Origin of the sequence: Salinibacter grassmerensis (genome assembly GCF_947077765.1) — a bacterium.
In the GTDB taxonomy this organism is placed as follows: domain Bacteria; phylum Bacteroidota; class Rhodothermia; order Rhodothermales; family Salinibacteraceae; genus Salinibacter; species Salinibacter grassmerensis.
Window position 1 is genome coordinate 40,521 of the sequence record NZ_CAMTTF010000007.1, and the last position, 23,303, is coordinate 63,823.

The window sequence follows — 23,303 nt, forward strand, 5'->3', positions numbered from 1 at the left end:
GGAAGGACACGTTGGTGCGTCGCGCGTGCCGATCGCGGTCGGATGCACGGTAGGAGGAGAAAAGCCGTCTCAAAGCGTGAGGGTGAGGCCGAAGTACACCGACCGGCGGAAGTCCGTCCGTCGGTACCGGCGGGTCGAATAGTCGGGCGAGTAGGTCACGTCGACGGCGTTGGCCCGGTCGAGGACGTTGTTGAGCGCCGCGTAGACGACCACATTTTGCTGGCGGTTGAAGGGCCAGAAGTAGCTTACCTGCAGGTCGAGGCGGTGGTAGGCCGGAAGCCGCTCGCTCCCCACCGGCCCGTCCACCGGCAGGACCGTGCCGGTTTCCAATTGCTCAGTACCCACGACCGGCGTGAAGGGCTGCCCAGTGGTATACCGGTACGTGCCGCCAACCCGAATCTCGTCCACGACACGCACCTTCCCCACCGCCGTGATCTGGTGGGTGAGGTCGTAGGGGGCCGGTCCCTGTTCGAGCGTCAGGTCCGTCCCGCGGTCCCGGGGCTGGGTGCGATGGGAGCGAAGCAGGCTGTACGAGGTCCATCCGTTGAAGCGGGTCCCCAGAAACGATCCGTACTTGGCAAAAAGGTCGACGCCCCGCGCGGCCCCCGTTCCATCGGTTGCGTAGCGGGACGGCCCGGTGCGGACGACCAGGTCGCGGTACGGCTTGTGGTAGGCCTCGGCCCGCAGGAGCACGTTCTCTCGCTCGTGGCGCAGGCCCACCACCACGTGCTGCGCGCTCTGGGCGCCGAGCGTATTGTCGCCGGCGTGCTCGCCGTAGGTGCTGAGCTCCGGGAACTGGTGGTAGAGCCCCCAGGCGGCCCGCAGATGGGTGTTCGGCGCGACCCGCCAGGACAGGCCCACCCGTGGATCGACGACCGGTCGGCCCGCACGACTGTGGACGTCGGCGCGCAGCCCGGCCCGGGCGACGAGCGACGAAAGGACGCTGGACTCGATCTCGGCGTATCCGCCGGCCCGCGTGGCCGGGAGCGATTGATCAATCGAACGCGTGGGGGCGTCCGGGGTCACGACGTCCGGCTGCGTCGGAACCGTGCCGTCGAACCGGTACCGCCGCCGCTCGAGGGTGCCGCCGGCGCGGAGCGTCCGGTCGTCGGTCTTGCGCGTGGCGTCGACACGAAGCTTGGCGGCCTGGTCGGTCGGCGATAGGTTGAGCGCGCCGAGACTCTTCGTCGACGTGTGTGCGTTCCAGGAGGCACTCGACTCCACGGTCCACCCGCGTATTTGGCTCGTCCACTGCAGGCTGTAGAGCTGGTTCGTGGTCTGGCCGCGGTAGACGCCGGAATAGGCGCCTTCCGTCGCCTCCACGCCGATGCGGTTGTGGCGGGTGAAGGCGAAGAGCTTGAGCTGTCCGGTGGGGCCGTAGTCCCAGGTCAGGCCTAGGTTGCCGTCCAGGCCCTGCGGGACGGTGGCGTAGTCCCCGTGCTGGCCGTTGACGCGGAAGAGAAGCCCGGTAAACGAGCGATTGCCAGAGAGCCGCAGGCCGAGCGTATTCTCCACGAGCGGCTGATCGAGGGCGAGGGACGCGGCGGCGAGGCCGAGGTTCACGTACCGGCTGGACTCCGTCGGCCGATCCTTCGACTCCATCGCGAGGACGCCGGAGAGCGCGTCGCCGTACTGGGCCGAGAAGCCGCCCGTGGCAAGCGTGGTGCCGCCGACGAGGAAGGGGCGAACGGCGCCAAACGACCCGCCCGCCGGAGACTCGTAGCGGTACGGATGATGAACCGTCGCCTGGTCGAGAAGCGTTTTGGTCTCGGTCACGTCGCCGCCCCGCACGAAGAGGCCGGCGCCATCTCCCGGTGCAGCCACGCCCGGGAGCGACTGCAGCGCGCGGAAGAGATCCCCGGCGGCGCCCGGTGTCGTCACCGCCTCGGTTGAGCCCAAGGTAGACTCCGTGGGCGATCCGGTCGAGAAGGCCTCGCCGGTCACGACGGCCCCGTCGAGCTCAACGCGCTCGGCCCGGAGGACGAAGCGAACGGTGGTCGTGTCGCCGGCCCGGAGGCGGAGAGAGTGCTCTACGGGATCGTAGCCGACGGCCGAAGCCCGCAGGACAACCGATCCGGTGCGTGTCGTTTCGAGACGAAAGCGGCCGTTCTCCCCGGCAGCGGTGCCGATGGTCGTTCCTTTGAGCTGCACGTTGGCGTAGGGCACACCAACGGCGTCGCGCCCGTCCTGCACCAGGCCCTTCACCACGGCAGGCTGGGCCGGGGCCACGGCAGGAATGAGCGTGAGTACGATGCCGAGTGCCCCAATGAGTCGGAGACGCATGGTGAGATTGGCGGGTGAGGATGAGTTCGTCCACAATGGCATCCTCGCCTATTCACCGCCTGGGGTTCGCGTTTGGGGGATCTCGACGAGTCGCGTCTGCCCTCGTCGGGCCGCGAGTCGCGCCGACGAGCGAGCAGGAGGCTCGACGCTGAAAAGTGCCGTCAAAAAAGAAAGGCCGACCCGCCGGTTGACGAGTCGGCCCAAAACAAGTTGGATGAATGCACACTCAGGCGACGACCTCCGCCTGTTCTTCGGGGACCGGCATGGCGTCGAATCGCACGCCCTGGTCCCCCGGATACGGTTCGTGGTGGTCGTGCTGGTTTCGCCAGATCTCCTCGGGGATGCCCTCCGGAAAGGCTTCACAAACCGCCTCGTCGTCGCGGTCGCGGTCGAGATGCGTGCAGGACTTGCACATTGATTCGATATCGTGGGCCATGGCTGCCGCTCCCTGTCTTTTGTGCGGATCTATCGACAAACTTCACAAGCCCGAACATCCCTGAGCGAGGAAGGGTCCACTGCAGACAAAATTTAGAGTCGATCTAAATCCAGTTCCGACCGGTCTGTGCGTCGCCTGCAAAGCACAAAGCGTGGGGGAAGGGCCGGTCTCGTCCGAAATTTCACGGAGAGACGTTGTACGTTCTAGAGTGGGCGGTTTATTTAGACTCTATACAAACAAGGCACGCCTTCAAAGCCAATGTTCGCCATGCAACTGGAGGAAATCGAACGCGAGGCCCCCAGCGATTTTTCGGTACGCGACCGCCCCGGCCAGGCATGCTACAAGTACTGCCTTCGAGGGAAGGGGTGTACCTTGGGTGTGCTCTTCGAGACCTCGACCTGCGTCTGCTTTGAGTGGCTTACCGAGAACGGGCAGGCGGTGCCCTACCGGCCCGAGCTCCGCTACAAGGCGTGGCCGAAGCGAACGGTTGCCCGGCTTGTGGAAGACGGATGGTGGGAGCCGGAGCCGGCGGCGCCCGATGCAGTTCCTGCTTCGTCGCAGGCGCGGAGCGGGTGAGTCTGTTCGCCGCCGCCAGCGGAGAAGACGCGCAAAAGTGCAGGGACCGTCGAGTACGGAAGCAATCAGTTGGCAGGACTCGTCGAAGGCTGATGCTTCCGGTGGGCCGTGTCGGGGTCCCCAGAAGATGTGCCATCGGCCTGTACGGGCACCTGCCGCTCCGGGCCGTCCTCGACGATCACAGGCTCGAATCCGGCCTGCTGGATCATCCGGTAGTCCTTCGATTCGCCCTGCCCTCCCGTGGTCAGGTACCCGTCGGTGAAGAAGGAATTGGCGGCGTACAGGGCCAGGGGCTGCATCTGATCGAGCACGACCTCGCGTCCGCCGGCCATGCGGATGTCTGCCTCCGGATGGACGAGCCGAAACATGGCGAGGGCCTTCAGGCACTCTTGGGGGCGCACCTTCTCCACATCCTCCAGGGGGGTGCCGGAACGCGGGTTTAAGAAGTTCACCGGGACCGACTCCACGCCAATCTCGCGGAGCGCCATGGCCAGGTCGACCCAGTCCTTCGGGGCTTCGCCGAGCCCGATGATTCCCCCGCAGCATGCCTCCATGCCGGCCGCCTTGGCCCGGTTGACAGTCTCAACCCGGTCACTCCACTCGTGCGTCGTCACCACGTTTTCGAAGTGGTCGCACGACGTCTCCAAGTTGTGGTTATACCGATCCACGCCTGCATCGGCAAGTTTTTCGGCCTGCTCCTCGTCGAGCAGCCCGAGGGAGGCGCACACGTCCATCGGATACTTCTCTTTGATGCGGCGTGTGGCCTCGCAGACGACGTCGACCTCGCTGGAGTGGGGGCCCCGGGTTGCGGTGACGATACAGTATGTCACCGCCCCTTTGTCCCAGGCGGCTTCGGCGCCCTCAATGATCTGGTCCACCTGTTGCATCCCATACTGCTCGGGGTCGCTGTCGAACTTGAGGGACTGGCTGCAGAACGCGCAGTCCTCCGGGCACACGCCGCTTTTGGCGTTTTGAAGGACGTGAATGCGCACGCGCCGCCCGTGATGATGCCGCCGGACGCGAAAGGCCGCGTCGAGCAGGGGGAGCAGCTCATCGTCGCCGGCGTGCACGACGTCGAGCGCCTGCGACGGAGAGAGGGGAGAGCCTTCGAGTACTTGGGTGGCCAGTGTTCTCCAGGCTGTCATGGGCACCAGGGTGTTGTCCGTAAAAAAGCATAAGGGCTCGGGGGACGGCGTCCCTCCCGTGTTCTCCGCCGGGTCACGTTAAGGTCAGGAAACTTTGTTCGACCCTGTACTCCTGCCTCTAAAGAATCCCATTCTTACCATTGGGATTGTGCCCAAAAAATACAACCGAATACGTGGGGCGGACGACAATTTCCCGTTGAAGTTTGAGGCCTGGCCGGTGCGATCCGGCGGTGGAGGAGGCCCGGGTTCTTTGTGTGAGAGAAGTGGGGACGAGACATCGATCGGCGCATCGGGCGTGCCGACGAGCCACACGGTGGAGACCGAAAGCGCCCGACGTCACCCGATGGCGATCACAAACCCAATGGCTGCCGCGACGGCGGAGAGAATCGCGAGAAGCAGGAGTCGGACAAACGAGGGCGAATCGTTGATCGTCGCGTCGTCCGGCAGGTCTTCTTGTGAAACGGGGGGCGGGCGGTCGGATCCGGTATCGTCCACGACGAGGCAGCCGACTCGTTGAGGGTGGTCCTGCACCCAAGCGTCGGCGGGAACCCCCACGAGAATCCAGAGAATGAGAAAGTCCCCGGCCGCGGCCACCAACATCAAAAACCCGTAGAATGCTGGAAGCCAGATCCCCACAGCCAGTCCGATGGTCAACGGACCTGCGCCCAGCACCAGGCCGGGCAGGGCGAGCGTACGCCGGTACGAGCGGGCCCGGGTGGGAACGGTACACTGCGCGAAGGGGGTGAGGGCAGTCCAGTGCATGCCAAACCGGACGTCCGCCCAGGATGCCCCGCCCCACACGTGCCCGAGGCCGTGGAGGGCCTCGTGGAGCACCACGCCGACCGTGAAGGCAGAGAGGAACAGTAGAATGCCGGCCGCGCGGGTGGGGAACGGCGGATTGGGCGGGCCCCAAAGCGCAAGGTACGGCCCCAGCGAGAGAAGGGCGATGGGGGCGAGGAGGGCTGCGCCCCGGGCCTGGGCCTCAGTCGGGGGCAACACGGCGCGGCGCGGCTGATGCGGAGCGTCGGGGGACGAAAGCGGACCGGAGTCGCTAATGTAGACGAGCGGAGTGCGTGAGCGAGAACGAAGAAATCGCGTCGTCCCATGGCCGGACACTCTAGAACAGAATGGGGCAAAAAATGCGCCAGACCGACGTCCTTCTCTCCTTCGGTGACGAGATTGGAACGACCGTGTCGCCGGGAATTTCGATGAGGGGTGCACACAATATCTGCGTGGCAATCGCCGTGTCCGGCAAGTGCCTAGCCCCCATCTCTCTTCTCCCCACGCCTGTTTCGTCTGATGCGCGTGACCCTGACGCAAGTTGAAGTCCAGGTCGTTCCCTTCAGCCCCGGAGATCGTGACGGCCGCTGGGACCTGTTCTCGGGGCCGGACCTCTACTACGAGGTGTACGATCCCGACGGGACGTGCCTCTACACCAGTGCGGTGGCCGACGATGTGGGCCCGCGTGATCTCCCCGTGACCCTGGACGCCGAGTTCGCCCTGCGGGAAGCCGGGTGGCACGTCCTGCGACTGCTGGACGCGGATCTGATCGAGGACGAGGTCGTGGGGTGCGTAGAGTTTGCCCCGGATCGAATCCTCGACGGACGCCCCGCCTCCGCCCCGGCCCGCACCGTTCGGCTGAGCGACGGGGACCTCACCCTACAGCTACTGCTGAAGTGGACGGACGATGAGCTGTGAGTTCGGAACGGCCCGATGGTCGGTGGAAACGACGGGGCCACAGAGAGGGGTGGAATAGTACTTGCTCTCGGTGGTTTTCCACCCTTGGGTGTTTTCCGATTCGGTAGTTTCCACTGTGGGCAATCCACTGGCGTATCCTCGCCTCGTCTGGGGATCGATCCTGTTGCGCCTGGACGATTCGGTTCTGCGGGCGCATTTCCCTGGAAACGGGCATGCCTCGTCGAGAGATGCAGGCACTAGGACGTCCGCGGGGGCGGATTCGGAGTGCCTTCAAATCAGAGCATGTGGATTCCTCCTGTAAGGAGAAATTCGTTCCGTTGTGTACCGTCGTAGATCCCGGCTATGTCTTTATCCGTTCCGTCAGGGGGGCCAGTGTTTTGGGGGTATCTGTTGGCGTTCGTTGCCGCGACCCTCGTATGTCTAGGGGCTGCCTGGCGCGCGTGGCACATCCCCTACGCCGGCACGCGGCACAGCCTTCTCGCGTTTTTCCTGACCAGTGCCGTGTGGGCAGGGTCGTACATCGGATTTCTCCTTCCGGTGTCTCCCCTGGCCAAACACTTCTTCTACCAGGTAAGTCTGGTTGTGGGATTTGGCACGGTGTGGGCGTGGCTGTGGTTTTGCTCCGCGTATACCGGACGGGCGATCCATCGCAACGCCTCGGCCCAGTGGTTTGCGATTGTGGTGTACGGGGGAGTGACCCTGCTGAAGGTGACGAATCCCCTCCACCACCTCTACTACACGCTGGAGCCGGGGCAGGGAGGCGTCTTTGATCTCGTCGTCCGCCATGGGCTCTTCTACTGGGTCGTGATGGGCGTGGCCTACGCGTTAGCGACGGCCGGCTACTTGATGCTGTTCGAGATGTTCTGGAAGACGGAGACCCGAACGGGGCCGCTGGCGGCGCTCACGGCGCTCACGGCGCTTCCGGCGGTGCTCAATATTGCGGGGCACGTCAACCCGACCCTGCAAGACATCACCCACGAGCCGCTGGGCGTGGCGGTGTTCGCCATCGGCGTCCTGTTCGTGTACAGCTACCAGTTTCAGGCCGTCCGGCTGGCAGGAAGCCTTTCGGCCCCCACCATCATGCTCAGTGCCGACGGGCGCATCAAGGACTACGGGCGGCGGATCATCGAACTGTTTCCGGAGATGGAGGACCGATCTGCGATCGGAAAGCCCCTGGGGGCGGCCCTGCCGGAGCTGGCACAAAAACTCAAAGCGGACCGTCCCCTGCTGGAAACCACTGACGGATCGGCCCCGCGCTACTACCGAATCGTCGAGACGAGCCTGGGGGCCACTGGTGGGAGGGACGTGGTGGTGCTCTCCGACATCACCGAGCGGGAGCGGCGCGAGCGAGCCCTGCGCGACCGGCAGGAAAAGGTGGAGGCCCTCTACGCGGCCATCAGCCGGCTGCTACGGGCGCAGAACAGGGAGGAGGTGGGCGACGTCGTGCTTCGGCTCGTGAACGAGGTGTTTGGGTACCCGCTGGTGGGGGTGCGGTTTGTCGATGACGGAGCCCTCGTCCCGATTCGGCACTCCCCGAAGGTGTCGGAGCGCATGCCATCTCGGCCTCCGGTTGACCTTGAGGGAGATAGTCTCATCGCGGAGGCGTACGAGAACGAAGAGCCGAACATGGTCGACGATCTGCAGGCCGTGGACGATCCGGTGGACTACGGAGATGCCTGCACTGCGGCCTTCTTTCCGGTGGGGAGGCACGGCACCATCTCAGTCGGAGACGTGGAGCAGGGGGCCATCGATTCATTCGACGGCGGTCTCATTGAGGTGCTTGCGGCCCACGCCGCCGTGGTGCTCGATCGGCTCGACCAGGAAGAGGCGCTCCGAACGGCGAAGCAGGAGGCCGAGGAAGCGAGTCAGATGAAGTCGGCCCTTCTGGCGAACACGAGCCACGAATTCCGCACGCCCCTGACGTCCATCATCGGATTTGCGGAGGAGATCGCGACCATGGCCGAGGACGACGACTCTCCGATCGGCCGGTTCGCCGACCACATCGAAGACAGCGGGCATCGTTTGCTGAGTACCCTCGATGCGATCTTGAACCTGTCGCGCCTGCAGGGGGGGGACATGAGGCGCTCCGCGGAGCCCACCGACATGATTACTGTTGCGGAGGAGGCCGCCGACCAGTTCTATCCCGAGGCCGTGGAGGAGGACATCACGCTCCGCACAAAGACGAACGGGGCACCGGTCTGGACGCATGCCGATCGCGAAGGGCTCCGGATCGCCGTACAGAACCTGATCTCCAACGCGGTAAAGTACACAGAGCCCGGCGGCGACGTGTGGGTCCGCGTCCGGACGGGAGACGAGGCTGCCGTTCTGGAGGTTGAAGATACGGGGGTGGGCATGGACCCGGCGCGGACCGAGAGGTTGTTCGAGCCCTTCCGGCAGGAATCAGAGGGCATGGGCCGTGAATACGAGGGCACCGGACTCGGGCTCGCAGTGACGAAGGAGGCCGTTGAGCAGATGGGCGGCGTGATTGAGGTGGAAACGGAGAAGGGACAAGGCTCGTGCTTTACCGTGCGGCTTCCGGAGGCGGATGCGCACGAGAAGGCCACGACAGAGACCTAGGCGCGCCCATCCCGATTACGGGCGAAACCGCGTCTTCCTGAACGTTCCGCCTCCCTCACACACGTGGGGGAACCAGTCCGGCTCCACTTCGATGACAGTCTCCTCCAAAGCAAAGCAGGGCCTACGGACTTGAAAGGCGAAAAATGGGTCGCCTTGTCATAGAATTCGCACGCGGGACGTGTTGAGTATGCGGCCGCGTGGTTACATTTCGCCCTGTTCATAAGCCGTACAGAAGGATTCCATTTGCCCGTGAGCATCCTTGCCGTAGGGACTGTTGCTTTTGATTCCATCGATACACCGTTCGGATCGGCCGAGCGTGTGCTGGGGGGCAGTGCCTCCTACCTAACGCTCGCCGCCCGTCACTTTTGCGACGACGTTCGCCTCGTGGGCGTCGTCGGGGGCGATTTTCCCGATGAGTACCGCCAGACGCTGGCCGATGGGGGGGTCGACCTCGAAGGCCTTGAGGTGGACGAAGACGGCGAGACGTTCTTCTGGCACGGCGAGTACCACTACGACATGAACGAGCGGGACACGCTCGACACACAGCTCAACGTCCTCGCTTCGTTCGAGCCGGACCTGCCCGAGAGCTACCTCGACAGCGACATCGTGTGCCTCGGCAACCTGGAGCCGGGCATCCAGCGCGATGTGCTGGACCAGGTGGACGATCCCGAATTCGTGATGGCCGACACGATGAACTATTGGATCGAGAACACCCCGGACAGCCTCCGCAAGACCCTTTCGCAGGTCGACTGTTTTGTAATCAACGACGCCGAGGCCCGCGAGCTGGCGGACGAGCCCAACTTGGTCCGGGCCGCGTCCCTGATCCGCGACATGGGCCCCGAGACGCTCATCATCAAAAAAGGGGAGCACGGCGCGCTTCTCTTCACCGACCACTCCGTCTTTAGCGCGCCTGCCTACCCGCTGGACGACATTCAGGATCCCACGGGGGCCGGTGATGCATTTGCGGGCGGCCTCGCCGGGCATGCGTATCAGTCTGGCGGCCTCGACCAGGAGGCCCTCCGCCGCGGGGTGATTTACGGAAGCGTGATGGCGTCCTTCGTCGTGCAGCGCTACGGCCCCGACAAGCTGCTCGACCTTACCCATACCGACATCACCGAGCGGGCCCGCTCGTTCCGCGAACTGGCTGCCATCCCCACCCTGGTGCCACTCGACAAGCAGCTGGTGTAGCGCGTGAAAGGGTCAAGCGGCCCGCTCCATTCTCGTCACTCCGTCGCATTCTGTCTTCCATGTCTGAGTCTGCTCCCGACATTGAGTCTGCCCCCGACGTTACGTCTGAGGCATCTCCCTCGGCTGACCACACCACTACCGGTACGGTTCGTCTCGTAAATGCCGTCTTCTACGGCCACCACGGCGTCATGCAGGAGGAGCATCGCATCGGCGGCCGGTACGAGGTGGACGTGAGTGTGGGGCTTGATTTCGAGGACGCAGCCCTGCACGACGACCTGGATCGCACGGTCAACTACGAACAGGTCTACGAGTTCGTCCGGCGGCTGGTAACGGAGAACAACTTCTACCTGATCGAGAAGCTGGCGTACCGCATCGCGCACAAGGTACTGGACACCTACCCCGACCTGGAGGGCGTGGAGGTCACGGTTCGGAAGCCGGATCCACCGGTCGGCGGGACGTGCGACCGGGCCGAGGCGACCTACACCATCGACGATCCCGGCACGTGACGCAGGGTCATGCAGGACGCGGGGACGACCGGCGTCGGTCGGCGGAGGGGGCGAGGTCGAACGCCCCCGTGCTGTCCCTGGGGTGGAGGGTGACGGGGGCGACCGACGGATGGGGGCGGGCGACGAAGGTCACGAGGAAGTCGTAGAGCAGGTTGTCTACCTCCGTGGTGTCCGCCAAGGTGTCAAGCACGCGCTGCACGGTTTCTGCGTCGGGAAGGGCCGAGCGGTAGTACTCGCGGTACACGAGGATGCGCTCCCGCTCCCGCTTCGCGTCGAGCTCGCTGTGAAACTGCGTGCCGTAGACCGGCGCGTCGTCCAGGCGGAAGGCCTGGTGCGGCTGGTCATTGCGGGCGAGCTCCGTGCTGCCGGGGGGAAGCTCGACCACCCGGTCGTGGTGGCCCATGTTGGCCTGAAAGCGGGACGAGAACTGGCAGAAGAGGGCGTCGGCGGCCCCGGTCTCGGTGAGCTCCACCCATCCACAGCCCAACTCGGAGTGGTCGGGGTCGTGAATCACACGCCCCCCGAGTGCACGGGCCAGCACCTGGTGCCCCCAGCACGACCCGAGTGTGGGCAGCGCCCGGTCGGCGGCGCGACGAATGAGGTCGTGCAGCCCTTCGGTCCAGGGGTAGGTCTGGGTGGCGGAGTACTTGCCGGCGCCGCCGATGAGAAGGGCGTCTACCTCGTCGAGCGGAATGGAGGTGGGGTCGTCGCCCCGGGCGACGTTGACGGTCCGCAACTGATCGGGATGGAGACGGGTCCGCTCCAGGAAGCACGTTTGCTCTTGGGTCTCCATTCGGGGGGCACTGCGGCACTGGACCAGGAGAGCGCAGAGGGACGACGACGTTAGGGGCGAGTCCACCATGGGTGCGGTAGGCCCCTGCGGTGAAGGGCCCTCGATGAGCAAGAATGCGATGCGTTGTAATAGTACTTCATACGCCGCCCCCCGGAAAAGGTTGATGAAACGGGCATTGCTAGGCGGACGGGGTCTCCAAGAGGTCGGCAAAAGAGGAGTGGAGCATGCGGTAGAGCCGGCGAAGGGGAAGGCCCACGACGTTGTAGTAGTCGCCCTCGATGCGCTCGACGAAGAACGGCGCGGTATGGTCTTGAATTCCGTAGCTCCCGGCCTTGTCCATCGGCGACCCGGAGGCGACATAGGCCTGGATCTCTGCGTCCGAGAGGGGCGCGAGCACCACGTCGGTGGCCTCCACTGCGGTGGCCGTCCGATCCGACCCGGCATGCATGAGAGATAAGCCGGTGTAGACGGCGTGAGCCGTGTCGCGGAGCCGACGGAGCATGGTTCTCGCGTGGGACGAATCTTCGGGCTTATTGAGAATTTCTCCGTCGTGGGCGACCACCGTGTCGGCGGCGAGGACAAGGGCGGAGGGCCGGCCGGCCGCCACCGGACGAGCCTTCCGGCGCGCAAGGATCCGGACCGCCTCAGCGGGCGCCGCCGACGTCTCCAGCGTCTCGTCTGCGGGGCTCACCAGAACCTCGAAGGAAACGTCGATGCGATCGAGCAGGGCGCGTCGCCGTGGCGACTGGGAGGCCAGAAGAAGCGGGCAGGAAAGTTGCAGTAGTGGGTTCATCGTACGTGTCGAAACTTGACCGGAAAAAGTACGCTGGGAGGAACGTGAAAGAGGCAAAAGTTACGCCCTCCTCTCACCAAGTCGGGCGAGGGCCCGCACTGGGGTTGACACCGGTCCGGAAAGCAGCTACTTTTTTTTCCTCTACTTCCACCGGCCGTTTGTGCTATGACCGTCCTGTCTGTCTGCAACCACAAGGGGGGCACCGGAAAGACCACCACGACCCTCCACGTCGCGGCGGCGCTGGGACTGTCGGGCTGGCGGACGCTCGTCATTGACCTCGACCCGCAGGGTTTTCTCACGCATACGATGGGCATTGAGGAGCCGTCTCCCGAACAGTCGGTGGCGGCCTTCTTCGACGCCGACGCGGATCCGGGGCGCATTCCGATCCAGGAGGCCGCAGGCTTCGACCTCATCCCGTCCTCCAGTACCCTCACCCGTCGCATGCGGGACCTCAACAAGCCGACCGATGTCCTCTGGGTGCGGGAGTCCCTCCAACGGCTTGACCTGGAGTACGACCTGCTGCTCTTCGATACGGCTGCCGCCGTGACGGTCTACAGCCTCAACGCGCTCGTCGCGAGCCAGCACGTGCTGATCCCTGTGCTGCCGGAGTACCAGTCCGTGGTGGGGGGCGAGCAGACCTACCAGACCACGCAACTCGTCGAGAACAAACTCAACCCGCGCCTCGATACCCGGCAGTTCCTGTTCACGCAGGTCGACGCACGAAAGCGCATCCACAAAACCTACCGTGAGTACATCCGAGAGAAGTACGGGGAGGAGGTGCTAGACACCATCATCCGCACCAGCACGTCGCTGGCAAAGACGCGAGACGGAGCGACGACGGTTTTCGACCACAATTCCAGTTCTCGCGGAGCGCTCGACTACGCCAACGCCACCGACGAACTTATGGCGCGCCTGCGGGCGGCCTCCGAAGAGGCGGGCCCGGAGGCGGCGGCCGCCCCGAACGACCTCTCGGCGGAGGCCGCCCCGGAGGTCAGTGAGATGCTGAACTCTTGATCCCGCAACGCCCCTCCCAGCGCAAAGCGCCTCCGAGGGACACACGCCGACCGGGGAACGGAAGCCCCGTCTCATGGCCCTAGAGCGTGTCGAGGCGGTCGATCTCGGCCCTCGACCAGCCGTAGAAGTGGCGGTCCGTGGAGCGGAGGGTGTCCACGCAGTCGTTGTAGGCCGACCGGGCCGCCTCCACGTCCGAATGAGTCGGATCTGGGTGGGTCTCGATCCAGTATCCGAGGTCATTCAACGCACGTGGAGAGTACGTATCGAGGTCGCTCTCGGTTTTGAGCAGAGCCATCTTCCGTTCCTCCTGACGGAGCGTGTAGATGAGCGTCAGGATCGAGACGCCGAAGAAGGCCAGGACGCAAAAGGCCATCGTGGCCCACACGTCCGCGGGCAGTCCAAGCATGGGTCATCGGGTGTTTTCGCGTGAGAAAGAATCGGAGCGGTCCCCCACGAGCGCAACGAGCACGTAGCTCAAGAGGGGGATCCCGAAGAAGACGGCGACCCCCCCGATCATTTTCAGCGTGCCGAAGTTGGTCCAGGCGTAGTTCGCGACGATCAAGAGCATCACGAGCGGAATCACGTACTGCACGACCGGTCCCCAGATCGAGCCCACGTACAGCCCAGCGTTGCGGTTGATTTCTAGCACCCGGAGCTTTTCAGGGCCGAGGTGCCCCATCGACCAGCCGATGGCACCGATGATGGCAAGTGTGGAGAGGGGCAGGCCGAAGTTGCCAAACACGAAGTCGAGGAAATTCAGCACGCCGGGCGAGTACGCGCTCCCGAGCCCCAGAAGCCAGATGACCCCGCACACGCCCACCACCGTCTGCTCGCGGCTCAGGCTCGTTTCCTCGCTGAGGGTCGTCACGCTCACCTCCGTGATGAGGATGGCCGAGGTGAACGCGGCCAGGAAGAAGCCGAGGAAGAACAGGATGGCCCACAGTGCGCCCCCCGCCATCTGCGGAAAGACCTGGGGCAGCGACACGAACGTTAGGCTGGCCCCCGACCCCGGATCCAGGTCAAACGCGAAGACGATCGGGAAAATGGCGAACGCCGCCAGGATGCCAATGCTCGAATTCCCGATGACGGTAAAGACGCCCCCGCCGATCGGGATGTCGTCGTAGTCTGGCAGGTAGCTGCCGACCGTGAGGGCAATTCCCCACCCGAGACCGGTGGAGAAGAGAACTTGGCCGAGGGCGGTAATCCAGGTTTGGCCGAGCCCAAGTTTGCTCCACTCGATGCCGAACGTGAATGCGAGGCCTTCGGCTGCCCCGGGCAGCGTGAGCGCGCGGATCATGATTGCGACGAGGGCGAGCACGAGCCCCGGCACCGCGTAGATCACGAGCCGCTCTACGCCCCGCCGGATGCCGAGGTACAGAATGGCCGCGACCAGGCCCATGACGGCCGTGTGGCTGCCGATGGACAGGACGCCACTCGCGCGAAAGCCTTCCCAAAATGCCTCCGGCGCGAAGCCCGCCGATGTGAATGTAAAGAGCAGCGAGTGCACGGCGTAGTAGAGCGTCCACCCCACGACGGGCGCGTAGTACGACATCAGGGCGACGTTCACGATCAGCACCACCACGCCCAGCCCCACCACGCCTCGTGACGAGGCCACCTTGCGGAAGGCCCCCACCACCCCCTTCCCGGCGTAGCGCCCAAACGCGACTTCGGCGATGAGGCCGGGAATGGCGAGCACGAGCAGGAGCACAAAGTATGCGAGGAGAAAAGCCCCGCCTCCGTTTTCGCCGGTCACGTAGGGAAAGCGCCAGATGTTGCCGGCCCCCACCATGGCCCCGAGCATCGCCATCAAAAACCCGAAGCGCGATCCCCACTGGGCGCGTGAGAGTTCAACGTCTTGGTCGGGCATCAACGCGTTGTCACTGTGTAAAAAGCGTGAGCAGACCTAAGGTAGGAACAACGAATCGAAATTTCGAACGCTCACTAGGAGGGGGAACGAGCGGCCGCCCGCCCGCCGAGGGCGAACCTTTCGAGAGAAGCGTTGGTTGCCGGATACGTTGCGAATCAATACCGCGTCTCTCTGCCAACCATCCTGTCTGCCCTGATGCTCGACGCCGTTAAGTCTGACGCCGACGACGTGTACTCGGAGGTCGTCGAATTCCGCCGCACACTGCATCGTCGGCCCGAGCTGTCGGGCGAGGAGCACGAGACCGCGCGGCGCGTGGCGGAGCGGCTGACGGCCCTCGGCCTCGACATCCGCACGGGGGTGTACGACACGGGGGTGGTAGCCACCCTGGACGGGGGCGAGCCGGGGCCAACCCTGTTGCTGCGGGCGGACATGGACGCGCTCCCCATCCAGGAAGAGACAGGCCTCGACTTTGCCTCGGAGCACGACGGGGTGATGCATGCCTGTGGGCACGACCTCCACACGTCCTCGCTTCTCGGCACGGCCATGATTCTGGCACGTCACCGTGAAAGCGTGCACGGGCAGGTGCGATTCTGCTTCCAGCCCCACGAGGAGCGGATTCCCGGCGGGGCCAAATTCATGATTGAGGAGGGCGTGCTCGACGAGACGGACGGCACGCCGGCCCCCGAGGTTGCCTTTGGGCAGCATGTGAAGCCGAGTCTGCCCCCCGGCACCCTCGGCGTACGGCCCGGCGGTTTCATGGCCTCGACCGACGAGGTATACGTAACGGTGGAGGGCAAGGGCGGGCACGCGGCAAATCCGCACGAGGCAGTGGATCCGACCTACGTCGCCAGCGAAATCGTCGGCGCGCTCCAGTCGCTCATCAGCCGCCGGTGCCCGCCGGGGGTGCCGTCGGTGCTGACCATCGGGCGCCTAGTGGCGGACGGGGCCACGAACGTGATTCCCGAGGCGGCCCATCTGGAGGGCACCTTCCGGGCGATGGACGAGGCGTGGCGCTTTCGGGCACACGCCCTCTTCCGTCAACTCGTGCGCCGGACCGCCGAGGCGCATGGTGCGACCGCCGAGGTGGAGGTGCGTGAAGGATACCCGGCCCTTCACAACCACGAGGCGCCGACGACGCTCGTCCAGGAGGCCGCCCGCGAATACGTGGGGCCGGAGCGGACCGTGGAGGCGGATCGGTGGTTTGCGGGCGAAGACTTTTCCTACTTCTTGCGCGAGTGCCCGGGCACCTTCTACCAACTTGGGGTGGGCAGCGAGCACGGCCTCCACACGTCTCGGTTCAACCCGGACGAGGAGGCGCTCCGCACCGGCACCGGATTCATGGCGTACCTGGCGTGGCGCTACGGTCGCGAGCACGTACAGGACTAGGAGCACGCGCACCGAGAGGAAAAACGCCTCAGGCCGGCGCGACCAGCGCCCGCAAGGGATCGGGATCGATCCGGTGCCCGCCCTCGAACGTGTGCGTCGTCACCGGGATGTCGTGGGCCTGGAGCCGGTTCTGGACTGCGGCCCATCGGTCGTCGGTCACGTACGGGTCCTCTGTGCCGGCAACGAGGGCGAGGTCCAGGGCGCGCAGGGAGGCGGCGTGCTCGGCGAGGTCGAGGTCGTGGGCCGGGGCCCCGCCCCAGAGCACCAGTCGGTCGACGGCCGTGGTGCCCCACAGTGCCCACCGGCTGGCGGTGGCGGCTCCCTGCGAGAAGCCCAGCACGTGGAGGGACGGAGTGGTGTCGTCGGCAAGGTGGCGGACCGTAGCGTCGAGGGCGTTGACGTAGTCGGACATCTCGCTCTCGCGTGCCTCACGCGTCATCCAGGAGGCGCCCACCTGCTCATGCTGGTCCATCCCGTCCACGTAAAATCGGGACAGCCCCTCCGGCGCGACGACGCAGCGATCGGGGGTCACGATCGGCTCAAACGCCGACACGAAGTCGGGGGCGAGCTGGCCGTAGCCGTGTAGCACCACCCACCACGACGCGGCGGTTGCGGGCGTCCCGAGGGTCGCCACGCGGGCCGTGCGGGAGACCTCAAGTGTGTGGAGGCGGGGCTCGGCGGACACGGGCAGTTCGATTCGATGGGTGATGCGTTGAAAAAGGGAGCTTAGGTGACTTGGCCGTCGGAGGCCGCCACCCTCTCGATCCGGTCCAGCGCCGCCTCGGCGGATGATACCACCTCAACCAGGTCGGTCGCGGCGGCCCGGGCAAACCGGCCGTCCCGCAACTCTTCGAAGAAGGAGAAGAGCGTGTCGTAGAAGCCGTCCGCATTCAGAATGGCGATGGGGCGGTCGTGGTAGCCGAGCTGCTTCAGGGTGAGCACCTCCATGAACTCTTCGAGGGTGCCGTAGCCGCCGGGCAGCACGGCGAACGCGTCCGCGTTCTGGTACATGATTCGCTTGCGCTCACGCATCGTGTCGGTCACGATGAGCTCGTCGGCGTCGTAGGCAATGCCCTCGCGCGACTGCAGTTTTGAGGGGATGACGCCCGTTACCGTCCCCCCGGCCTCGTGGGCCGCCTCGGCCAGCACGCCCATCAGGCCCACCGCGCCGCCACCATAGACCAGCTCGTGGCCCCGGCGGCCCATCTCCTGCCCAAGCGCCTCCGCCACCGGAGGGTAGGCATCGGCGATGGCGTTGCTCGAGGAGCAGTAGACGCAGATGGAGGACATGGGCGACCGTAAGGGAGAGTGAAGGGAAAGGGCGCGTGCTGAGGATGGAGCAGCCCGGCAAACTGACGACGGGCCTTGAAGGTCGCGACCCGGGTAGGCCGGAACGCCACGTTAAGACGAGTGGACGGTGCGCAGGGTCCGTCGGGCTTGCTCCAGGTGTCGGCGCTCGTGGGCCAGGGTGGACTCAAACCACGCCCCTAGGCTGACGCGGAGGAGGGGAACGGCAGGAGAGCCAAAACGAATTCGGCGCAGGTCCAGGCCCTCCGCGCCCTCTACACAGTCCGCAAACTGATCCTGCAGGCCCAAAAACTCGTCCACCGCCTCATTGGGGTAGAGCGTGTTGGGCGCGTCCGGCTCAAACAGGGAGGGCGCGTCGAAAGTCCAGCCCGAGGACGGCTCTAGAACGTGCGCGAACCAGCGACTGACGACGCCATACTCGAAGGGCGGCGTGCCGTATGGCCCCTCGGCGTGTCCCCGTCGAATCTCGTCCTCCATCGACCGCAGCAGCAGCCACCCGGCCGTGTTCAGGTGATCGATACACTGGACGACAGACCACGCGTCCGGATCCGGTCGGCGCCGCATCGTGGCGGCGTCCACGTCGGTCACGAGCGCGGTCGCCTCGTCCTTGAGGTCGACGAATCCGGTGCGGTACTCGTCGAGCTGAGGGTGCATCAGTGAGGGAAAAGAAAGGAGGCGATCGGTGGGAGCCTACGCCGCGTCCCACTCCAGAAGGCCGTCGTTGATCAAGTCCGCGAGCAGGTCAACGAACGCGTCGTCCTCGAGGTGAGGGGTGAGCACATCACTCGGAATCTGCTGGCGCCCCGTCACGAGGCGGGCCGCGTAGGCCTGGTCGGGGGACAGGTCGATGGACGAACCGTTCGCGAAGAGCGTGGCCGACCCGTCGTCGTGCTCGATGAAGGCGAGCCGGGACACCGGTCCCGGCCGCAGCCCGCGACCGGCCCGGAGCGTATCGATGAGCTCGTCGTTCGCCACCGGCGTCTCCGGGGGCACGGCCTCACGGTCCCGGCCGGGGCGCGTCAGGTATTGTCCGAACCACTGATCGATGGCGGCGTCGTCACGCACGAGATCGCGAAGGAGGTGCCGCACCGTCCGACGGGCGTCGTCGTGGATTTCGCCGGGGTGGTCGACCGGCGACAGGTCGGGGTCGCTGTACCGCGCGTCCGAGCCGATCTCATCCATGGCACACTGCAAAAAGTTGCCTACGAGGTCCTGGTGCCGCGGGGCCCGGAAGCCGACCGAGTAGGTCATGCACTGGTCGTCGGTGGCGACGCCGTAGTGGGCCACGCGCGGCGGCAGGTACAGCAGATCGCCAGGGCCGAGCACGAACTCCTCCTCTGCCTCAAAATCGGCAAGAATGCGCACGTCGAGGTCCGGCACGATCTCCTCGTCCTCCACCGGCTCGGTGCCAATCTGCCAGCGTCGGTGCCCCGCCCCCTGCAGTAGAAAGACGTCGTAGTTGTCGATGTGAGGGCCGACGGTCCCGTGCGTGGGGGCGTAGCTTACCATGACGTCGTCGAGCCGCCAATCGGGCAGGAAGCGGAAGCGGTCGAGCAGGGCGCCGACCTCCGGAATCAGGCGGTCCACCTCCTGCACGAGAAGCGTCCAGTGCGTCTCCGGCAGGCCGAGGAAATCCTCCGACGCGAACGGGCCGTGCCGAAGCTCCCACGGGTATTCGCCCCCTTCTTCCAGGATCAGCCGGCTCGCGACGCCGTCCTCGCAGGCCAGGCCGGCCAGTTCCTCGGGGGAAAGGGGCGACTGGAAGTTCGGCAGTGCATCGCGGACCACGAGGGGCCGTTCTTGCCAGTAGGTGTCGAGAAAGTCAGCGGGCGAGCGGTCGCCCAGTACGGACGACGTAGGAGTAGTGGGCTGCATGGAGACAAGGGGGTTTTGAACGGAGTGCGCGGGTAGGTCGAGTGCTGTCGTGCCGGCCTACCCGAACAGGTACATCAGGCCCTCAAGGGCGGGCCAGAGGAGGAGCAGTGCGAGGCCCCACGCGACCCACCGTACGCTGGCACTGCGCTGTGGGAATTCGTAGCCGCAGTAGGGGCACTCTTTCACGTCCCCGGTGTCTTCAAATTCGAGGGCGCAGGCGGGACACTCCCGATGAGACGACATGGTGGGGTGCCTTCAGGTTCGAGGCGTCGATCGGGGGTATGCTAAAGCTGCGAGGCCAACTCATTCAGCATCATCTCCACGTCCTCCTCAGCGATGTCGTCGGGGTTGGGGCCGGGGAAGCCGGGGTCCGGTTCCGGCGGGGCCGCATCGAGGTCAAGCGGGTCGAGAAGCAGGGCGGCCACCCCAGTGGCCGCGGCAGAGAAAAGAAGGGCCTTCGTGAACTTGGACATGGCAATAGGCGAACAGAGCGAGAAACGATTGGGTGACATCAACGGGACGAGGGAGGGGGAGTTCTCCAGTCAAGCCGAACCTAACCGGGTCGTGCAGGTTCGTGAGGTCAAGTGATTCGGCATCCCATCGTCCGTCGATGTTCATGTTGCGTCCTTTCCTGGTTCGCCTCCTGATTGTGGTCGGGCTCGGCCTCGCAGGGCTTGTCGCGAGTGCGACCGAAGCCCGAGCACAGGACGACGCGTCCATCCCCGTGGCCCGGGTCAAATACGACGGTGGGGGCGACTGGTACAGTGATGAGGAGTCGCTGCGAGAGCTCTTCGCGTTTGCGCGTCAGCACACGCTCCTTGACGTGGGGCCGCAGGAGGAGACGGTCGAGCTCACCACCGATAAGCTCTTTGCGTTTCCGTACCTGTACCTCACCGGCCACGGAAACATCACCTTTTCCGGGGCGGAGGCCGATCGCCTGCGGCGGTATCTGCGGCGGGGCGGCTTCCTCCACATCGACGACAACTACGGCCTCGACGAGCACATCCGTCCCGAGCTGACGAAGGTCTTCCCGGAGAAACAGCTCGTGGAGGTGCCCTTCGACCATCCCGTTTACACCACGCCCTACGACTTCTCGGACGGGCTTCCCAAAATCCACGAGCACGACGGTGATCCCCCGAAGGGATACGGCTATTTCGACGATAACGGCCGTCTCATGGTGTTCTACACTGTCGAGACGGACCTGGGGGATGGGTGGGAGCCGGCTCCGGTCCACAGCAATCCCCCAGAGAAGCGGCGGGCGGCCCTTCGGATGGGGACCAACATTCTGATGTATGCCATGACGCACTGAACACAGAGATAGCTACCGTGCCGCTCCACTCGACTCGCCACTCCCAGTTGCGATGAAAACGCTCCTCGTGTCCATCGTAGTGGTGGCGGGAGGGTTGATTGCCACAAACCCAGGCATGGAGGCCTTCCAGTCGTTCGTCCGAACCCAGGCGGCGGATCGCATCGAGCGCGAGCTGGGGGCGGGAGCGCTGGCGGATTTGCTGGGTGAGGCGGGTGGGGAGGTCCTTGCGGGCAACGCATCGGCGTTCACGAAGCGGCGCTCGTACCTCGTGGGCAGTGTCTACACCACGGACCTGGACCGGGACGGAGACGCCGACGGCCGGGTGCTCGGGGTGGCCCATCAGTTCATTGTGATCGACGAATTTGCGGTGGACGACTGAACAGTAGGCCTGCCGCCCGAGAAAAGAGGTCGGGGTGAACCCCGTCTTCTCCATTCACGTTCTGTCTATGCTTCCATACGTTGAGAGGGCTCCGGCGACTGGTTGTCGGGGCCGCCCTGCATCGTTGCTTCCATAACTTTTCCTGTTCCGATGAGCGCGCTCCGCAACCAAGATCCTGAGATCCACGACGTCATTCAGAAGGAGGTTCAGCGCCAGAACGAGGGGCTGGAGCTCATCGCGTCCGAAAACTTCGCCTCCCGGGCCGTCATGGAGGCGATGGGCACGGCCCTCACAAACAAATACGCGGAGGGCCTGCCGGGCAAGCGCTACTACGGCGGGTGCGAGGTGGTCGACCGTGCCGAGGAGCTGGCCCGCGAACGAGCGACGGAGCTCTACGACTGCGACTGGGTGAACGTGCAGCCCCACGCCGGGGCGCAGGCCAACTCTGCGGTGTATCTGACCCTTCTCGATCCCGGGGATACCTTTCTGGGGCTCGACTTGTCGCATGGCGGCCACCTCACGCACGGCTCACCCGTCAACTTCTCCGGCATCCTCTACGAGGCCGAGTACTACGGGGTAGAGAAGGAGACCGGCCGCATTGACATGAACAGGGTGCGCGACCGGGCGAAGGAGGTGCAGCCGAAGATGATCTCCATCGGGGCAAGCGCTTACCCGCGCGACTTCGACTACGAGGCCTTCCGCGAGATCGCCGACGAGGTGGGCGCATTCCTGTGGATGGACATGGCACACACGGCGGGGCTCATCGCGGGCGGAGTCCTGAACGACCCGATGCCGCACACCCACGTGGTGACCACCACGACCCACAAGACGCTCCGCGGCCCCCGCGGCGGCATGATTCTCCTGGGCGACGACTACGAGAACCCGATGGGCAAGACGGCGCGCAAGAGCGGCCGTACGAAGATGATGAGCGAGCTGCTCGACTCGGCCGTCTTCCCCGGCACGCAGGGCGGCCCGCTGATGCACGTGATCGCCGCGAAGGCCGTTGGCTTCAAGGAAGCCCTCCGGCCCTCGTTCGCCGAGTACACCCAGCAGGTCGTCGACAACGCAAAGGCGATGGGGGCGGAGCTCCGAGAGCGAGGCTACGACCTCGTCTCCGACGGGACGGACAACCACCTCGTCCTCATCGACCTGCGCAACAAGGGACTCACCGGCAAGGAGGCCGAGCAGGCCCTCGAAGCGGCCGGCATCACGGCCAACAAGAACATGGTGCCGTTCGATGACAAGAGCCCGTTCGTCACGAGCGGACTGCGTCTGGGAACGCCCGCGATGACCACCCGTGGCTTCGGGCCGGATGCGTTTGCTCACGTGGCAGAGATGATCGACCGGGTTCTCCAAAACCCTGAGGACGAGGACACGCGGGCGACGGTTGAGCGGGAGGTAAAGGCCCTCTGCGATCAGCACCCGCTGTACGACGTCGCCATGGCGTAGGCGGGAACGACCCTGCGCGTCCGACGGTTCGAGATCCAGTACCAAATTCCCACACGAAATCGCCCGTTCCGTTCACCTGACGACTTGCGTGCGTCCCATGCCGTCGATGGATCGCGGTACATTTAGCTCTTCCTCCCGAGCCGAGCTTATTGAAATCGGCCGCGAGCTCTACGAACAGGCCCTGGTGCGCCGGGAGGACGAGCTGATCACCGATCCACGGGGGCAGCCAATCGGATGGCTCCTGGACACGCGCGTGCCGACGCTGGACGGGGATCTATTCACGGAGGTCGGGTCGGTGATCGCCGAGCGGCTCCGGGAGCGGGACGCCCGGCAGGTGGTGGGATACGGGTTTGGGGCCCATCCCCTCGTCTGCAGCGTTCTGGCTGTGAGCGAGGGCGACGAGTTCAAGGGCGGGCTCATCCGGGAAGAACGGAAGGAGCACGGGCGGCGTCGGCTCGTGGAGGGGCCCATCGACGCCGACCAGCCCGTCGTGATGGTGGACGACATCATTAACAGTGGCCGCAGTGCGTCCGAAGCCCTTCGCCTCGTGCGCAGTGCCGGGTTCGCGGTCGACGGGCTCCTGACGCTCTTCAACTTCACGTGGAGCAACGGCCAGGACCGGATCGAGGCGGAGGGCCTCTGGGTCGACTCCCTGCTCGACCTCAACCTGCAGGAAGGCACCGGCAGCGGGTCCGACAGCGCATAGAGAGGAGGCAACAAC

Annotated in this window: 25 protein-coding genes; 11 read left to right on the forward strand and 14 right to left on the reverse strand. The window is 65.2% G+C overall.

Features of this window, described 5'->3' with window-relative positions:
- Positions 1–69: 69 nt before the first annotated feature.
- On the reverse strand, positions 70–2,283 hold the full coding sequence (locus OJB03_RS13280; protein ID WP_263788248.1) for a TonB-dependent receptor: 2,214 nt from the start codon (positions 2,281–2,283) through the stop codon (positions 70–72).
- Between the two features lie 226 nt (positions 2,284–2,509).
- Positions 2,510–2,719 (reverse strand): hypothetical protein, encoded by a 210-nt coding sequence (locus OJB03_RS13285; protein ID WP_259117817.1) that lies wholly within the window; start codon positions 2,717–2,719, stop codon positions 2,510–2,512.
- Between the two features lie 258 nt (positions 2,720–2,977).
- Here OJB03_RS13285 and OJB03_RS13290 point away from each other — a divergent pair, with 258 nt between their 5' ends.
- Positions 2,978–3,295: a hypothetical protein gene (locus OJB03_RS13290; RefSeq protein WP_263788254.1), complete on the forward strand. Its 318-nt coding sequence runs from the start codon at positions 2,978–2,980 to the stop codon at positions 3,293–3,295.
- 65 nt (positions 3,296–3,360) lie between these two features.
- On the opposite strand, the gene bioB is transcribed toward OJB03_RS13290, so the two are convergent.
- Positions 3,361–4,440 (reverse strand): biotin synthase BioB, encoded by a 1,080-nt coding sequence (gene bioB, locus OJB03_RS13295; RefSeq protein WP_263788256.1) that lies wholly within the window; start codon positions 4,438–4,440, stop codon positions 3,361–3,363.
- A gap of 336 nt (positions 4,441–4,776) precedes the next feature.
- Positions 4,777–5,439, reverse strand: a complete 663-nt coding sequence (locus OJB03_RS13300; protein WP_263788258.1) for a DUF3267 domain-containing protein — start codon at positions 5,437–5,439, stop codon at positions 4,777–4,779.
- Between the two features lie 300 nt (positions 5,440–5,739).
- On the opposite strand from OJB03_RS13300, the gene OJB03_RS13305 reads away from it, so the two are divergent.
- The 4 genes from OJB03_RS13305 (at position 5,740) to folB (ending at position 10,409) form a co-directional block, all read left to right on the forward strand.
- Positions 5,740–6,138 (forward strand): hypothetical protein, encoded by a 399-nt coding sequence (locus OJB03_RS13305; protein WP_263788259.1) that lies wholly within the window; start codon positions 5,740–5,742, stop codon positions 6,136–6,138.
- 342 nt (positions 6,139–6,480) lie between these two features.
- Positions 6,481–8,715 (forward strand): ATP-binding protein, encoded by a 2,235-nt coding sequence (locus OJB03_RS13310; protein WP_263788262.1) that lies wholly within the window; start codon positions 6,481–6,483, stop codon positions 8,713–8,715.
- Positions 8,716–8,964: 249 nt separating this feature from the next.
- Entirely contained in the window at positions 8,965–9,903 is a 939-nt protein-coding gene (locus OJB03_RS13315; protein WP_263788264.1) for a PfkB family carbohydrate kinase, read from the forward strand.
- Between the two features lie 59 nt (positions 9,904–9,962).
- A complete protein-coding gene (folB, locus tag OJB03_RS13320) occupies positions 9,963–10,409 on the forward strand; it encodes a dihydroneopterin aldolase (protein ID WP_263788267.1) in 447 nt (148 codons plus the stop codon).
- Between the two features lie 7 nt (positions 10,410–10,416).
- On the opposite strand, the gene OJB03_RS13325 is transcribed toward folB, so the two are convergent.
- Positions 10,417–11,202, reverse strand: coding sequence for a type 1 glutamine amidotransferase (locus tag OJB03_RS13325; RefSeq protein ID WP_263788269.1), 786 nt, complete (start codon positions 11,200–11,202; stop codon positions 10,417–10,419).
- Positions 11,203–11,380: 178 nt separating this feature from the next.
- Entirely contained in the window at positions 11,381–11,995 is a 615-nt protein-coding gene (locus OJB03_RS13330; protein WP_263788271.1) for a Maf family protein, read from the reverse strand.
- 165 nt (positions 11,996–12,160) lie between these two features.
- On the opposite strand from OJB03_RS13330, the gene OJB03_RS13335 reads away from it, so the two are divergent.
- Complete coding sequence (locus OJB03_RS13335) at positions 12,161–13,009, forward strand: ParA family protein (protein WP_263788273.1); 849 nt, start codon at positions 12,161–12,163, stop codon at positions 13,007–13,009.
- Between the two features lie 79 nt (positions 13,010–13,088).
- Here OJB03_RS13335 and OJB03_RS13340 read toward each other — a convergent pair whose 3' ends face one another.
- Both OJB03_RS13340 and OJB03_RS13345 read right to left on the reverse strand, forming a co-directional pair.
- The gene (locus tag OJB03_RS13340) at positions 13,089–13,415 is read right to left on the reverse strand and encodes a DUF8026 family protein (protein WP_263788275.1); all 327 of its coding nucleotides are present in this window, start codon (positions 13,413–13,415) and stop codon (positions 13,089–13,091) included.
- A 3-nt stretch (positions 13,416–13,418) separates the two neighbouring features.
- A complete protein-coding gene (locus OJB03_RS13345; protein WP_263788277.1) occupies positions 13,419–14,876 on the reverse strand; it encodes a sodium-dependent transporter in 1,458 nt (485 codons plus the stop codon).
- 195 nt (positions 14,877–15,071) lie between these two features.
- Between OJB03_RS13345 and OJB03_RS13350 the strand changes: the two genes are divergently transcribed.
- Positions 15,072–16,262: a M20 metallopeptidase family protein gene (locus OJB03_RS13350; protein WP_263788279.1), complete on the forward strand. Its 1,191-nt coding sequence runs from the start codon at positions 15,072–15,074 to the stop codon at positions 16,260–16,262.
- A 28-nt stretch (positions 16,263–16,290) separates the two neighbouring features.
- Here OJB03_RS13350 and OJB03_RS13355 read toward each other — a convergent pair whose 3' ends face one another.
- The 6 genes from OJB03_RS13355 to OJB03_RS13380 all read right to left on the reverse strand — a co-directional run bounded on the left by OJB03_RS13355 (position 16,291) and on the right by OJB03_RS13380 (position 19,918).
- Positions 16,291–16,947, reverse strand: a complete 657-nt coding sequence (locus tag OJB03_RS13355; RefSeq protein ID WP_263788281.1) for an alpha/beta hydrolase — start codon at positions 16,945–16,947, stop codon at positions 16,291–16,293.
- Positions 16,948–16,988: 41 nt separating this feature from the next.
- Positions 16,989–17,552: an LOG family protein gene (locus OJB03_RS13360; RefSeq protein ID WP_263788282.1), complete on the reverse strand. Its 564-nt coding sequence runs from the start codon at positions 17,550–17,552 to the stop codon at positions 16,989–16,991.
- Between the two features lie 111 nt (positions 17,553–17,663).
- Positions 17,664–18,224, reverse strand: a complete 561-nt coding sequence (locus OJB03_RS13365; protein ID WP_263788284.1) for a DinB family protein — start codon at positions 18,222–18,224, stop codon at positions 17,664–17,666.
- Positions 18,225–18,260: 36 nt separating this feature from the next.
- Entirely contained in the window at positions 18,261–19,445 is a 1,185-nt protein-coding gene (locus OJB03_RS13370) for a ribosomal protein uL16 3-hydroxylase (RefSeq protein ID WP_263788286.1), read from the reverse strand.
- A 57-nt stretch (positions 19,446–19,502) separates the two neighbouring features.
- Complete coding sequence (locus OJB03_RS13375) at positions 19,503–19,688, reverse strand: zinc ribbon domain-containing protein (RefSeq protein WP_263788288.1); 186 nt, start codon at positions 19,686–19,688, stop codon at positions 19,503–19,505.
- A gap of 41 nt (positions 19,689–19,729) precedes the next feature.
- Entirely contained in the window at positions 19,730–19,918 is a 189-nt protein-coding gene (locus OJB03_RS13380; protein ID WP_263788290.1) for a hypothetical protein, read from the reverse strand.
- Between the two features lie 143 nt (positions 19,919–20,061).
- Between OJB03_RS13380 and OJB03_RS13385 the strand changes: the two genes are divergently transcribed.
- The 4 genes from OJB03_RS13385 (at position 20,062) to OJB03_RS13400 (ending at position 23,288) form a co-directional block, all read left to right on the forward strand.
- The gene (locus OJB03_RS13385; protein WP_263788292.1) at positions 20,062–20,754 is read left to right on the forward strand and encodes a DUF4159 domain-containing protein; all 693 of its coding nucleotides are present in this window, start codon (positions 20,062–20,064) and stop codon (positions 20,752–20,754) included.
- 52 nt (positions 20,755–20,806) lie between these two features.
- Positions 20,807–21,133 carry a DUF4359 domain-containing protein gene (locus OJB03_RS13390; RefSeq protein ID WP_263788294.1) on the forward strand — a complete coding sequence of 109 codons (327 nt, stop codon included), beginning with the start codon at positions 20,807–20,809 and terminating at the stop codon, positions 21,131–21,133.
- Between the two features lie 150 nt (positions 21,134–21,283).
- Positions 21,284–22,582 (forward strand): serine hydroxymethyltransferase, encoded by a 1,299-nt coding sequence (gene glyA / locus OJB03_RS13395; protein WP_263788296.1) that lies wholly within the window; start codon positions 21,284–21,286, stop codon positions 22,580–22,582.
- A gap of 97 nt (positions 22,583–22,679) precedes the next feature.
- On the forward strand, positions 22,680–23,288 hold the full coding sequence (locus OJB03_RS13400) for an orotate phosphoribosyltransferase (RefSeq protein WP_263788299.1): 609 nt from the start codon (positions 22,680–22,682) through the stop codon (positions 23,286–23,288).
- Positions 23,289–23,303: the final 15 nt, after the last annotated feature.